15 protein-coding genes and 1 pseudogene are annotated in these 13,853 nt (G+C 38.4%); 9 read left to right on the top strand and 7 right to left on the bottom strand.

Going from position 1 to position 13,853, the window contains the following annotated elements:
- Positions 1 to 50: 50 nt before the first annotated feature.
- Entirely contained in the window at positions 51 to 263 is a 213-nt protein-coding gene (locus tag V7O61_RS01085; protein ID WP_023844906.1) for a TRAM domain-containing protein, read from the bottom strand.
- Between the two features lie 253 nt (positions 264 to 516).
- Here V7O61_RS01085 and V7O61_RS01080 point away from each other — a divergent pair, with 253 nt between their 5' ends.
- Positions 517 to 2,754: a CDC48 family AAA ATPase gene (locus V7O61_RS01080; protein ID WP_023844907.1), complete on the top strand. Its 2,238-nt coding sequence runs from the start codon at positions 517 to 519 to the stop codon at positions 2,752 to 2,754.
- 48 nt (positions 2,755 to 2,802) lie between these two features.
- Positions 2,803 to 3,078 carry a PRC-barrel domain-containing protein gene (locus tag V7O61_RS01075; protein WP_048135204.1) on the top strand — a complete coding sequence of 92 codons (276 nt, stop codon included), beginning with the start codon at positions 2,803 to 2,805 and terminating at the stop codon, positions 3,076 to 3,078.
- Between the two features lie 78 nt (positions 3,079 to 3,156).
- Here V7O61_RS01075 and V7O61_RS01070 read toward each other — a convergent pair whose 3' ends face one another.
- From V7O61_RS01070 to radA, 3 genes are all read right to left on the bottom strand, one after another.
- A complete protein-coding gene (locus tag V7O61_RS01070; RefSeq protein WP_048135864.1) occupies positions 3,157 to 3,837 on the bottom strand; it encodes a phosphoglycolate phosphatase in 681 nt (226 codons plus the stop codon).
- 35 nt (positions 3,838 to 3,872) lie between these two features.
- The gene (locus tag V7O61_RS01065; protein WP_407283007.1) at positions 3,873 to 4,850 is read right to left on the bottom strand and encodes a hypothetical protein; all 978 of its coding nucleotides are present in this window, start codon (positions 4,848 to 4,850) and stop codon (positions 3,873 to 3,875) included.
- Between the two features lie 145 nt (positions 4,851 to 4,995).
- Positions 4,996 to 5,973, bottom strand: coding sequence for a DNA repair and recombination protein RadA (gene radA / locus V7O61_RS01060; protein ID WP_023844911.1), 978 nt, complete (start codon positions 5,971 to 5,973; stop codon positions 4,996 to 4,998).
- 165 nt (positions 5,974 to 6,138) lie between these two features.
- Between radA and V7O61_RS01055 the strand changes: the two genes are divergently transcribed.
- The 3 genes from V7O61_RS01055 (at position 6,139) to V7O61_RS01045 (ending at position 7,830) form a co-directional block, all read left to right on the top strand.
- Entirely contained in the window at positions 6,139 to 6,597 is a 459-nt protein-coding gene (locus V7O61_RS01055; RefSeq protein ID WP_288070161.1) for a phosphopantetheine adenylyltransferase, read from the top strand.
- Between the two features lie 64 nt (positions 6,598 to 6,661).
- Positions 6,662 to 6,994, top strand: a complete 333-nt coding sequence (locus V7O61_RS01050) for a hypothetical protein (protein ID WP_023844913.1) — start codon at positions 6,662 to 6,664, stop codon at positions 6,992 to 6,994.
- Positions 6,994 to 7,830, top strand: coding sequence for a TIM barrel protein (locus V7O61_RS01045; protein WP_023844914.1), 837 nt, complete (start codon positions 6,994 to 6,996; stop codon positions 7,828 to 7,830). Before V7O61_RS01050 ends, V7O61_RS01045 begins: the two co-directional genes overlap by 1 nt.
- A 14-nt stretch (positions 7,831 to 7,844) precedes the next feature.
- Here the strand turns inward: V7O61_RS01045 and V7O61_RS01040 are convergent, their stop codons facing one another.
- Positions 7,845 to 8,531: a sulfite exporter TauE/SafE family protein gene (locus V7O61_RS01040; RefSeq protein ID WP_407283008.1), complete on the bottom strand. Its 687-nt coding sequence runs from the start codon at positions 8,529 to 8,531 to the stop codon at positions 7,845 to 7,847.
- 691 nt (positions 8,532 to 9,222) lie between these two features.
- Between V7O61_RS01040 and V7O61_RS01035 the strand changes: the two genes are divergently transcribed.
- The 4 genes from V7O61_RS01035 to V7O61_RS01020 all read left to right on the top strand — a co-directional run bounded on the left by V7O61_RS01035 (position 9,223) and on the right by V7O61_RS01020 (position 11,195).
- On the top strand, positions 9,223 to 9,417 hold the full coding sequence (locus V7O61_RS01035; RefSeq protein ID WP_023844916.1) for a hypothetical protein: 195 nt from the start codon (positions 9,223 to 9,225) through the stop codon (positions 9,415 to 9,417).
- 217 nt (positions 9,418 to 9,634) lie between these two features.
- Complete coding sequence (locus V7O61_RS01030) at positions 9,635 to 10,180, top strand: winged helix-turn-helix domain-containing protein (protein WP_407283009.1); 546 nt, start codon at positions 9,635 to 9,637, stop codon at positions 10,178 to 10,180.
- A gap of 158 nt (positions 10,181 to 10,338) precedes the next feature.
- Positions 10,339 to 10,587, top strand: a complete 249-nt coding sequence (locus V7O61_RS01025) for a hypothetical protein (RefSeq protein WP_023844918.1) — start codon at positions 10,339 to 10,341, stop codon at positions 10,585 to 10,587.
- On the top strand, positions 10,584 to 11,195 hold the full coding sequence (locus V7O61_RS01020; protein WP_407283010.1) for a hypothetical protein: 612 nt from the start codon (positions 10,584 to 10,586) through the stop codon (positions 11,193 to 11,195). The genes V7O61_RS01025 and V7O61_RS01020 overlap by 4 nt, the downstream gene beginning before the upstream one ends.
- 16 nt (positions 11,196 to 11,211) lie before the next feature.
- On the opposite strand, the pseudogene V7O61_RS01015 reads toward V7O61_RS01020, so the two are convergent.
- Positions 11,212 to 12,420, bottom strand: a pseudogene (locus V7O61_RS01015) (ISL3 family transposase).
- An 84-nt stretch (positions 12,421 to 12,504) separates the two neighbouring features.
- A complete protein-coding gene (locus V7O61_RS01010; protein WP_407283011.1) occupies positions 12,505 to 13,845 on the bottom strand; it encodes an energy-coupling factor ABC transporter ATP-binding protein in 1,341 nt (446 codons plus the stop codon).
- Positions 13,846 to 13,853: the final 8 nt, after the last annotated feature.

Genomic DNA, 13,853 nt, shown 5'->3' with positions numbered 1-13,853 from the left:
AACCGGGTAAAAAGTAAAGAAGAATGGTAAAAAACCATTCTTAATAGGTTTTATTCTTCCTTTTCTGCAAATCCGAATTTGCGCAGTACTCTTGTGATCTTAATGTTTACAGTGTCGCCAACCTGAGTGTCTGGCACAAAAATTACAAAGCCCTCTACTCTGGCGATGCCGTCTCCTTCTCTTGCAAGGTCTTCAATTGTTACTTCGTATGTCTCGCCAACATCTACTGGAGCTGTTGATTCTCTGTCATTGTTATTAAACAAAATAATACACGTCCTTTAATTCAAACTAAGAAAAGAAACCATACTGAAAAAACCACGATAAAAATGTAATATCAATGAATTCAGAATTGTATCAAATCTTACAACGAGTAGTACACATAACAGATATTTAAAGCTTCTCTGTACAAAACAGAGTCAATGTAGAAACCATATCTTATTTATTCTTTAGAATAAAATAGATAGCTATAAATCACAAGCTCACAGTTTGTTCAGAGTAATTTTAGGGATGAAAACAATGGATGAAGTTCAGATAAAAGTAGAGAAAGCCCATCCTAATGATTTTGGAAGGGGAATTATACGTCTGGATCCTACTACACTCTTAAGCCTCCAACTCTCTCCCGGAGACATAGTTGAGATTGAAGGAAAAAGAAAGACAGCAGCTAAGGTATGGAGAGCTGAAAGGCAGGACTGGGGCCAGGGAATTGTCAGGATTGACGGTTTTATCAGGCAGAATGCAGGTGTAGGAATTGGTGAGAGAATCACTGTAAGAAAAGCAGAAGTTGTTACTGCTACAAAAGTAGTCCTGGCACCTCCTGAAGGGGTTTCCATGGAATATGGAGATCATATCAGTGAAATAATCAAACGTAACATAATGAAGCGACCACTGGTAGAAGGCGACATCATCCCTATAATAAGTTCAATGACACAGCCTATGACCAGCCAGGTAGGTGGCGGGCAGGCGATACCACTTATTGCCGTAGAAACTGATCCTAAAGAAGAAATCCTCATAATCGGAGAGTTCACTGAAATCGAACTTCGTCAGAAACCTGTTCGTGGTTATGACGGTGCCACCCGCGGAGTTACTTACGAAGATATTGGAGGACTCGGTTCAGAGATACAGCGTGTAAGGGAGATGATAGAACTTCCACTCAAGCACCCGGAACTATTCCAGAGACTTAATATAGAGCCTCCAAAAGGAATTATCCTCTACGGACCACCCGGAACTGGAAAAACACTGATTGCAAAAGCAGTTGCAAATGAATCCAGGGCAAATTTCCTCTATATTGCAGGCCCTGAAATCATGGGTAAATACTATGGAGAAAGTGAAGAGCGTATCCGTAAGATCTTCGAAGAAGCAGAAGATGATGCTCCTTCAATCATATTTATTGATGAAATAGATTCAATTGCACCAAAAAGACAGAACGTCACAGGAGAAGTTGAGCGCAGAGTTGTAGCACAGTTGCTTACAATGATGGACGGCCTTGAAGAAAGAGGACAGGTTGTTGTAATTGGTGCTACAAACCGTGTTGATGCAATCGACCCTGCACTTAGAAGACCTGGTAGGTTTGACAGGGAAATCGAAATAGGAGTCCCTGACACCGATGACCGTCTTGAAATAATGCAGATTCACACTCGTGGCGTGCCTCTTGCAGAAGATGTTGACGAAGAATTCCTTGATTATATCGCAAAACACACACAGGCATTTGTGGGTGCAGACCTTCTGGCACTTGTTCAGGAAGCTGCAATGCGCTCTCTAAGGAGAGCATTGCCAGATATTAATCTGGAAGATGAAGATATCCCACAGGAAATTCTTGAAAGCATTGTTGTCTGCAAGGACGACTTTGAGAATGCACTGAGGGAAATCGAACCTTCTGCAATGAGAGAAGTGCTTGTAGAGGTCCCTGATGTCAGATGGAATGACGTTGGTGGACTGGACAAAGCCAAGCAGGAAATCAAGGAAGCTGTGGAATGGCCGCTTACAAGACCAGACAGGTTTGTGAGTATGGGAATAAAACCACCAAAGGGAGTTTTGCTTTTCGGACCGCCGGGGACAGGTAAAACACTGATAGCACAGGCAGTTGCAAATGAATCAAATGCCAATTTCATTAGTGTTAAAGGACCACAGATGTTGTCCAAATGGGTAGGAGAATCTGAAAAAGCCATACGGGAAACTTTCAAGAAAGCCAGACAGGTGGCACCTTGCATTGTATTCTTTGATGAAATAGATTCAATTGCACCTATGAGAAGTGCTATATCCGAGGATTCAAAGGTTTCAGAGAGAATTGTAAACCAGCTTCTGACAGAACTGGACGGCCTTGAACCGTTGAAGGAAATAGTAGTTATTGCCGCAACCAACAGGCCGGACATCATTGACCCTGCACTTTTAAGATCAGGAAGATTTGACAGGATGGTACTTGTGGGACAATCTACCTATTCAGGAAGAAAGCAGATATTCAAGATCCATTCAAAGAACATTCCTCTTGGAGATGATGTAACAATCGATGACCTTGCATCCATGACTGAAGGATTTGTCGGAGCTGACATCGAAGCAGTATGCAGAGAAGCTGTAATGCTGGCATTGAGAGAAAACTTTGACTCTGATAAGGTCAGCATGAAATACTTCAAAGAAGCCCTTAACAAAGTCAGACCAACACTGTCCGAAAATCTTGTGGAATACTATGAGAAAATACAGGCACAGTTCAAGGGTGGCATCAAAAAGGAAGAAACAAGTTCTTATATAGGATACAGATAAATATATGAAAAATTTAGATGTAATTATTATATACAGGGGCGAATGAAAATGGCAAATGTCTTTGCAAAGAACCTTTCGAGCAAACAGGTAATGGCAACAGATGGAACAGAAATTGGCATATTATACAATATTGTAATGGATATCAAATCAGGAGACCTCATTGACCTCATAGTTAAACCGGACATGAGTCTTGATACTTCCAAATATAAGACAGACGAGCAGTACATACTGCTGCCTTTTGAGTCCGTCAGAGCCATAAAGGACTATATCGTTGTTGATAAGAATATAGCCCGCGGCTTAACTCCTGAACCTGTAGAAATATAATCACACCGGCTGCAGAGATTGCCTTGCAGCCCTTTCATTTTCTTTTTTAGCTTCAATTTCAACTTAGCTTAAGATTGATTAAATCAATCCGCTTGATATCAGATAATCTATTGCTTCCACAGTGCCATCACCATAGCTTGCTTCACTTACATAGTCTGCTATATCTTTCAGGAAATCATCAGCGTTACCTACAGCAACCGCAAAGCCTGCTTCCTGAAGCATTTCCAGATCATTGATAGAGTCACCTATGGCAACGAAATCCGTGGTTTCAAGACCCATCATCTCTGCCATTTTAAAAAGCCCTGTTCCCTTGTTTATTTTTTTACTCTTGATGTGTATGGCAAAATGAGTGTCTATAATCTCAACATTGGGGAAATGTGTTCCCAGGACTTCACGTGCTTTTTCCACATCAAAATTACTTCTTAGGACAATTTCAGTTCTCCTGTGAACCGAGTCCAGCTTCTCCATGTTAAATTCAGAAGAGAGGAATTCGTAGGCTTCCTCACACTCATGGATTACATCAGAAACTATTGGATCATTATCAAATCCATCGATAATAACACCACCATTCTCTGCTATTATATTGCAGCATACACCCACGAGTTTAGCTGTTGCTTTTGCATAACAGAGAACATTTCCTGTGGCAATCACAACAGGAATATCAAGTGCACGCAATTTAGCAGCAGCAGTCAGACTGAGCTTACGATCCCTGTGAGTAATGGTTCCATCGATGTCAATTACAATGGCCTTGAATTTCATAAGCATTATGAAGGCAGTGAAAAATAAAAGTGTTTTCAGTGGCGTGATTCCCTGATAATACTCAGGCATACTTTAAGGAACAAAAAAGGTCCTGACACCATCAGGAAAAGATAGCTTATCGTAAGCAATGCAGTACTTACAGAAGGAAGAAAGCATGCAAAGTTGACACTTAAGAGCAATAATACTGAGAAATAAAAAACATCCTTTGCTGAATAAAATCCCTCAGACAATGGTTCTACAAAATCATAAGAAGGCTTCGATTTCACCAGTATTGCCGCAATCACAACATAAGACAGAATGATTAAAATATAGGGAGCGATGGTTACAGGAATTCTTTCCGGCAGTAAAATGAAGAATGTCACAACATAAAGAATCAGAAGGTAAGCAGTTACGATGCAAAAATGTTTCTTTTTCAGATGAAGGGAAGTTATATCACTGCTAACTGACACCTTCCGTGCAAGAAATATCAAAATCAGAGTACCTATTACGGAAATATTTGCTGTAACAATATTGAATGAATTACCATTAGCAATGAAACTGCTGAGAACTACTATAGCTATTGCAACAAAAATCAAACTTCTACGGCTTTTTAGAAGAATTGTTGCATGTTTGGAAAACACTCTTCCGGTAAGTACCTGAAATACAAGAACCGGAACTAAAAATGACATAACAGGATGCCAGAAAAAGACGAGAATTGAATATTCGGCTATCGCAATTCCAAAGAAAGTTCCAAGACCCGGACCTGCCGAATCTATGTAACCTACCCAAAGAACTTTAGTTATCCATGCTTCATAAAGGGCAAATATTACACCAAATAAATATAGTTGCTGAATACTCGTTTTTTCATATTCCAATGCTACCCACAGGAAAAAAAGTACGTGGAACAGGTAAAGTGGAAATGTAAGAAATATACCCCATGGATCAAGGAACCACATGGTAGAAGCTCCTGAAAATACCTCCGCAAAGAACATTGACAGCAGACCTATCAACAAAATTGGGTAAATTCTTTTCATCAAACGAACTATGTGTTCTCAGGATATAAAAATCCAGACAATGAATGCAATCTGATTTTAGAAAATATATTTGATTTTAAATTTGTTTTAAAAAAGGAAAAGAAAGAATCCTCCAGGAAGGAGAATCATTTATTGTACCCCAATATTATGGATCACGCAGACCTGGTGTAGTTACAGAAATGATAGCTTCACCGTCAGGAAGGTTTGGAGAGTCTACGAGTTTGACAATTCTCTTATCACCCTTGGATTTACGCAGGTAAAGCCTGAAAGTTGCCGTGTGGCCAACTATGTGTCCTCCTATTGGCTTGGTCGGATCACCAAAGAAGGCATCTGGTTTTGACATAACCTGGTTTGTAACTATAACAGATGCGTTGTAGAGGTCACCACATTTCTGGAGACCATGCAGGTGTTTGTTAAGTTTCTGCTGCCTGTCTGCAAGTGTTCCCCTTCCGATATATTCCGCCCTGAAATGAGCTGTCAGGGAGTCCACAATGAAAAGTCTCACTGGCATATCACTGTCTTTTAGCTCATTTGCAAGTTCCATTGCAGAATCTACAAGCAATATCTGGTGATTGGAATTATATGCACGTGCTACATGTATGTGTTTCAGGAACTCTTCAGGATCATATTCCTGACCGTATTTTTCAGAAAGACCTTCAACCATCTGTTTGATTCTTTCAGGCCTGAAGGTGTTCTCAGTATCGATAATAACTACGGAGCCACTAAGTCCCCCCTGTTCCTTTGGTAATTGGACATTGACAGCAAGCTGGTGTGCAACCTGTGTTTTACCGGAACCAAATTCACCATAGAGTTCAGTAATTGCCTGAGTGTCTATGCCACCGCCCATCATTTCATCGAATTCAGTACATCCTGTGGTAAGCTTGCCCACAAGTTTCCTGCGTTCCATTACCATATCTCCCGTTTCAAAGCCACCAATATCAGCTGACTGCCTGGCAGCAAGAATAATCTTTGCTGCGGTGGATTCACCAATTTCAGCTGCGGTTGCGAGTTCTGCCGGGGAGGAAACAGCAATTGCTTCAACGGTTGTAAAACCTGCATCTTTTAATTTCTGTGCGGTCGCCGGACCTACATGGTCCAGTTCTTCCAATAACACTTCTGACATTTATCTTAACTCCTGGGTGCACATGTTTTCTTCTGGTGCACAATTCGATTACTAATTGACTTTTGAGTATATATACCTGAAGAGAGCAGGGTGAAAGTATTATTTATAGTGTTTATAGAAAATGTACAACAAACCTTATCATTCAAACGTGTCATTTAGGGAGCAATGGCCAGAGTAGTAGTAGGCGGGACTTTTGAATGCCTGCATGACGGACACAAAGAACTTATCCATAAAGCATTCGAACTTGCCGGAAACAGCGGAATTGTTGACATCGGACTTACATCCAATGAAATGGCAAACAGACGTCCACGTCATGTTCCGGATTATGATGCAAGGAAGAAGAATCTTCTTAAATACATCAATGAAATTTCAGAAGGCCAGGAATATACAATACTGGAACTCAATGAACCTTTTGGGAAAACACTAAATGTGGACTATGATTACATTGTAGTTTCACCGGAAACTCATCCTGTTGCACTGAAAATAAATCAGCTCAGAAGTGAGAAGAATATGAAGGAAATTGAGGTTGTCAGGGTTGATTTTGTGCTTGCCGACGACAAAATACCCATATCTTCTACAAGAATAGCCCACGGTGAAATAGATATCCACGGGCATCTGAAGTAAGATATTGGCAAGGTGCAGATTTCCAGAACATAATTTTATAAACCTTTTTTTACAACTACTGTCCATGGGAAGAGTATTCAACGAAATGGACAATCAGATTTTTAACAAGCTTGCACCTGAACTTGCCGGAAACACAATGTCAAATGCAGGGCATAACTATCCGTTTATTCTCAGACCTGTATCACACAAGATAGCTGTAGATGCTGATGACTTTCGGGCGAGGATGGATAAGCTGGACTCAGAAGAAATGGAATATCTTTTCCAGCTTGCCATTGAAGGTAAAGAGGACATCAGGTCCCTTGAAGAAGAAGATGTTGATACCTTCATCGAAATGGTTGAAGAGAAACTCTCAGCCGAGAAAATGAAGGAACTCAAAGCAAAGCTTGGAATGGCATAATGAAACCTTCCAGACTGCTTTTTGGAACTGCAGGCACACCAAAAAGTTCCAAAAAAAGAAACAGCATATCGGGCATCGAAAGAGTGAAGGAACTCGGACTTGACTGTATGGAACTTGAGTTTGTCCGTGGAGTTAAAATGGGCGAATCCACTGCCGCAAACGTCCGGGAGAAATCATTTGATGAAGATATTTCATTGAGCGTTCATGGCCCTTACTATATCAATCTGAATTCACAGGAACCTGAAAAAATAGATGCCAGTATAGAAAGGATCTATAAATCATCAAGAATCGGCAGCCTCTGCGGTGCAAGGAACATTGTGTTTCATCCTGCATATTATCACAAAGAAAGTTCTGAAAAAGTCTACAAAAAGGTGTTTTCATTACTGGAACAACTTGTTTCAAGGCTGAATGACGAAGGCATAGAAGTAATACTCAGGCCTGAAACCACAGGAAAAGGAACACAGTTTGGCAGTCTTCAGGAAAACGTGAAACTTGGAGCAGAAATAGATAATGTACTCCCATGTATTGATTTTGCGCACCTGCATGCACGGAGTAATGGTGCTGAGAACAGCTATGAGGAGTTCTCTGCAACGCTGGAACTTGTTGAGAATGAACTTGGCAGGGAAGGACTTGATGATATGCACATGCATGTTTCAGGTATTGAATACGGTGAAAAAGGGGAGCGGAATCACCTGAATCTGGATGACTCAGACATGCAGTATTCTGAACTTACACGTGCCCTTAAAGACTTTAAGGTAAAAGGTCTGCTAATATGTGAAAGTCCTGACAATGAAGGTGATGCGGCGTTATTAAAAAGAACGTATGAGGGTTTGTAGACCCTCGTATATTATTAGATGTGAAGTGAAGGTGCCACATGCTCTAGGAATGGATGCAGCAATGTGAAGATGCCAATTACTACAATAACAGAACCACTCACAAGCGGAAGTTTGTTTATCTTCGTGCTGCTTACATAGCTCTCAATAAAGCCTTTTCCTTTAACAAATATGACTGATAGTGAAGTGATAGCTATTGCCAGACCTGCACTGAATATCAGTACATATATCAAACCATTATACACCTGATTGTTTGCAATGCTGAACAGCAATACTGCGAGTGCAGCCGGACATGGAATAAGTCCTGTTGACAAGCCTATTGCAATTACACCTTTTTTAGTATCAATTGCATGTTCGTGAGGATGGAAGAATTTTCTCAAGATCCAGATGCCTACTGCTATGAGAATTGTTCCTCCAAGTACACTCATGATATCATGAGTCATGTCCACATTCAAAGCTTCTACCAGATATATTGATGCAACACCCAATGCCAATACCACTACGACATGAGAAACAACAATAGTCATCCCAAGGAGAAGTGCATCTTTAATATCTGCATCTGTACCCATTACAAAAACTGCCATTATAGATTTTCCGTGTCCCGGCTCCAGTGCATGTAGTGCACCGAGCAGGAATGCAGATATGACTATAAAAAGGCTGAGACCTGAAGTAAGCCCATCTGCTCCAATTGAAAGTATATCCATGATGATTACTCCATTTCGATTTGATTTCTAAATTGCAAATAAACGTTAGTTGTTATTCGTAATACTAATTTGTTATCACTATATAAATGCATTATGAGTAAATATGTTACAAATGCCTATTATAGTAATACTTAAAGAAATAAATAGCTACAAAACCCAGAATAACAAGACAAAATACTAAGTACAATTGCGGATTTGTGAGGGATTTTCTATGAATAATATGACACTATATAGCATAATAAGTATCAATTTCAATGAGATAAATATAAAAGCAGCAAATTAAGAGGATTAGAAGAATATAACATAAATAAAACATAAGAATATTAAGTAAAGTAATATTATATAGTCATTAATTAGATTTATAACAATATTAACGGATAATTTGAATTTGATTTAAATAATAGTATTCTTGACACACAATAGAGAAATGGAAGGTGTTAACATCGCGAAATACCCACCACAGTCACCCATAAAAAAGATGGATTCCGAAAAATGAATCATGAGAACTAAGAATTCTTTATTTTAAAAAATTAATGATATTATCATAAGCTTTGACATACACCATAAAAAACAAGAAGTAGTATTACCCATGCTGATAACGTAACATATCATAAAAGAATAATGAAAGTAATCCTTTTATACCGAAAAAAGAGATGTCTGTCCGTACTCAAACAGTTAGGAGTTAATTAAGATGTTATGGAGTTATTCAAAAATTGACGAAGCAAAAGTAAAGACCATCGAAGAACTTGAAAAGAAGCTGGGCGTAACCCTTCTTGCGTTCTCCGGACAGGACATCAAGAATGCAGAACTCACATCTGCAGACCTTGAAGCAATTGAGAAGGTTGAAAGCGAACTCGGGCTTTCACTCGTTGCAGTAAAAGTATAAGGTTAAATTTTAACTTTTTTTACAAATACAAAAACATCCTATGTTTTAACTTAGATTTTACAGTGTTCATTCATTCCCTGAACACCATTTTTTGATGCAGATTAATCGTATAGGAGCTTTTTTGCTTAAATTTTTCATATATTGTAAGGATTATTTACAAAAATGAAGAAGGATAAAAGAAGAATACATATACTTGTATTTCTATTTACCAACTACCATGAGTCAAGAGAATAATGATACTAATGACATAGAATCACAATTCTTAAAATTATTTTATGCACTTGATAGCAAAACAAGACTAAAGATGATACAGAGTCTGCACAAGAATGAAAAACATATTTCAGAGCTGGCGCGCGAACAGGAACTATCAATACCCGTTGCCTCAAAACATGTAAGCATCCTGGAAGAAGCCAGTCTTATTGAAAGACACATATATGGAAAAACCCACGTTCTGGAAATAAATAATAAAGATGTTGCCAGTTCACTGGACATCCTGGCACCAACCAAATCAATTAAGGTGAAAAAAGGGACCAGTCTGCTTGATGCTCTGAAAAGAGTTGCAATTGTAGAAACAAAGAAGCTAAAGGGAATAGAACAGGTGGTCGCAGTGAATGGTGATGAAGGATTTTACATTTATGAAAAAGAGGGAGAGCTCTGTGACCAGACTGTCCAGAAGTGCACATTATCTGATGACGTAACAATTACATGGAAGAAACTAGAACCTATTGCAAAAATGCGCCTCAATATTGAAATCGAAGACTGATTTTCTGATAAATAATCCTACAGTGCCATTGCACACTTTTTTTAAGGCAGAATTTAAAGTCTACCGAACAACTATTTATACATTAAAACTAATTATTATTAGTACTATTGATAGTACACATTATCTATTTCGCATTGCAACAATACAGAGGTATTTAGATGTCTCCACAAATCGATAAATACAAAAATGCGGCTTATGAAACACACAAAAATGGACTGTTCTGGCAAACTTACATCTACAAAAAAGACACTGATCTCAATTACAAACTAATTGATATAGCCAGATTCCTGGTGGAACCTGAAGTTGAGGTTATTCATGAGATCATTGATAGAACAATATCTACTGTTGACCATCAGTTCCCTGATTCAAATGTATTGAAACTATATTCAGCAGGAGAATTATCTTGAATGCATTAATAGCTAAAAAAGCCATAGAAATGCTTCACAACACCAAAGGAATAGAAAAAGCAATTCTCCTTGATGCTGAAGATATTAAGACTATAATAAAACTTGAAAAGAAAGATGAACAAATGAATTCATTGAATCTTGGCAGGAAACACAACATCGGAGTCAAAAAAGCCCTGGGAGCAAACATACTGATAGCTTTTGTTACAAATCAAGACTATGACTGGCCAACTGACAACCTGAAGATACTCTACCAGGGAGAAGTCATTGGGAAGGACATCAGCGATGCAGAGGAAATAAAGAAATATACAAACTCGAATAAATATTGTGTATTTGGCAATATTGTAGTCAACTTCCATAAAATGAAAGACCTGAGAAATACAACAGAACCTCCAATGATGGTAATCAGTGCTAAAACATGGGATAAAGCAGAAGAGATGAATTTTGTATCTGAAGCTTTGATAGCATCACCTTCGAGGTTAACCGACGGATACATCAAATCTAAAATCCCATGTGAAAGGGAATTATATGTAGGGACTTTTCTTGTAGGATTAAATCTCGAAAAAAAAGAGATTGAACAATTCGCAATAAATAATATAATGGAAAACTAAAACTAAATGGTTCTCTTTAACATCGTGTGGGTAAACGAAGTTTACCCGCCATCAAGAATATCATTGTATTCCTACACTTCTCAGTCTTCAATCCATATGATCTCTTAAAAGCAGTTTTAATTTTGTTGTTCAATCCTTCAACAACACCGTTGCTGATACCTTGTTTGATTGATTCCAATATCCCATGAGAATTTCTTTTAATCATCTTGGCCAATGTGATAATTTCCTTGATGTTGCTATGTGTTCCCCAATAATGTCATTTGTCAAGATATTCCCTCGCTACCTCTATATTTTTTATATCCCACAGACGTTGAAGTCCAAGCTTAAATCTGTAAGCTTTTGCTGTTTTAGTATCCAAATCTTTGATTGATCGAATCTTAGCTATTTCCCGATCCGATAGATTTTCAGGATTTTTCAACCACATGAATCTCGTTTTACCCAGATCTTTATTTGTTTGATACTCCTTTCTTCGAACCTTATCAATTGCATCATTCATCATTTTGACAATATGGAACTTATCGTAAACGATCTTAGCATTTGGGAAATATTCCCTTGCTCCACCCCTAAAAGCAGGATACATGTCCATTGAAATATACTTGATATTATCAGGGTCTATTTTTCTGGAAAGAACTTCCCTGAAGTTCTTGAAAACACTTCTTTTCTTTCCATTTTCAATATGAATTACTCTTGATTGATTTAGATCATAGAACAAGGTCACATAGCTGTGACCTTTTTTGACAGATATTTCATCTACTCCAATAGTATCTAACTCAGAGAGATCCATCTTTGCTCTGGCTTCTTCAACATAATGAGCTAGAATTATCCATACAGAATTTTCATGAATATTGATCAATTCAGCAATTGAAGAAACACTCATTTCTTTGGACATTGCAACGATTAGTGCTTCGAAAAATAATGTAAATCCAGTATTTTGTCTTGTCCATGGAACTTCTACAAGTTTTACATCATCTCCATCACACTTTGTTCGGGGAACTCGTGCATGAATGTATGTTTCATGATGGAAGAAATCAAGGTGTCTCCATACTTTTTCTTTGGTATCATGGAGATCACACAGTTTGTTGCAAACTGGGCAAGGGAACTTCGTTCCCTTGGTAAAATCTAGATAAATATCCATTCTTTTCTTAGAAACATTAAGATCAATGTCTTTCACATACCATGGAGGGGTTATTCCCAGAGCCATTTGAATCAAGAGTTTATCGTCCATCCAATATGGATTGGATGAACAGAATATTAAATTACCCACTCAATGTTGAGGAGATCCAACTAAATCATTTCTATAAAAAAATGATTAGTTATTTATGTTATCCGATTCTGACTTTTTTTGATCAGGGTTAACAACAGTAACAGGAATATTGATTCCGCTTTTTTCCATGTAATCCTTTATTCTTTTAAGAGCATGGCAGACCATACCACCATTTGTAAGAATCAGACACCTCTGACCTGCCAGAGAATTCAGGATTGAACGGTCCACAACACCTGCAGTGACGTGAAGATAAATCTCATCTCTTTCTGCCAGAACTTTGCTTCTCTTGCCCATTGCCCCAATACATTCAATTTCATCCCTGAGTATTATATCACAAAGCTCATCTTTTGAATATCTTGAAGTATCATATATTCCAATAGAACCTGCCCTGTATGGCCTTCTTTCCATTTCGACAATTGCAAGACCATCCTCATGAATGTGCAGAACTTTACAGTTTGCAGCCTCATAGCCAGAATCCGGAGCATAATCACCATATAATATACCAAGATTGATGTAGTCCCCTTCTTTTACCTCAGATGGTACTTTAGCCCACAATAATTGCTGTGAGCGCAAAGAATGAACTAGATCTGGAATATCCCGGGGGCAGCATTGCGGTTTTACAAGACCCCTGCGTTTGATCTCTTCATAGATCTCAAGAGTCACAGGTCGTCTGAGATATGCAGCCTTAAGATTATCATCATGCATAAAAATAGCTTCAGGTGTACCTTCACTGATCACTTTATGCTCATTCATCAGAAATACATAGTCTGCCCAGCCATATGCCAGATTCACATCATGAGTGGATATGATTATCGTTTTCCCGAAATAATTCAATTCATTTAGTAAATCCATTACCTCATCTGCACCTACAGGATCCAGATTTGCAAGAGGTTCATCCAGAATGATAACTTCAGGATCCATTGCAACAATTCCTGCAATTGCAACCCTCTTTTTCTGGCCACCACTTAAATGATGAGGTGGTTTATCTTTCAGGTGTGTCAGACCCACATATTCAAGTGTTTTATTAACAATATCTTCTACCTTATCTTTTGGGTAGCCAAGGTTTGTTGGACCGAAAGCAACGTCCTGGTAAATAGTAGGAGCGAATATCTGGTCATCTGAATTCTGGAAAACTATACCAATATTCTTCCTGATTTCTCTGAGAGATTTTGAATCGTATTTCATAGGCTTTCCATGAAAGAGGATTTCACCCTTTTTTGGACGGTGAGTTCCATTCATTGATAGAAACAATGTTGATTTTCCGGAACCATTACGTCCGACAAAAGCTATTTTTTTACCTTTTTCAATGGTAACGCTAATGCTGTCCAGAGCAAGAGTCCCATCAGGATAGGAAAAACTCAGATTTTTTGTTTCTAATATAACCAATATTTCAC

It is taken from the genome of Methanolobus sp. WCC1 (assembly GCF_045690315.1).
In the GTDB taxonomy this organism is placed as follows: Archaea; Halobacteriota; Methanosarcinia; order Methanosarcinales; family Methanosarcinaceae; genus Methanolobus; species Methanolobus tindarius.
The sequence above is the reverse complement of the archived record's forward strand: the minus strand, read 5'-3'. Positions and strand labels throughout refer to the sequence as shown.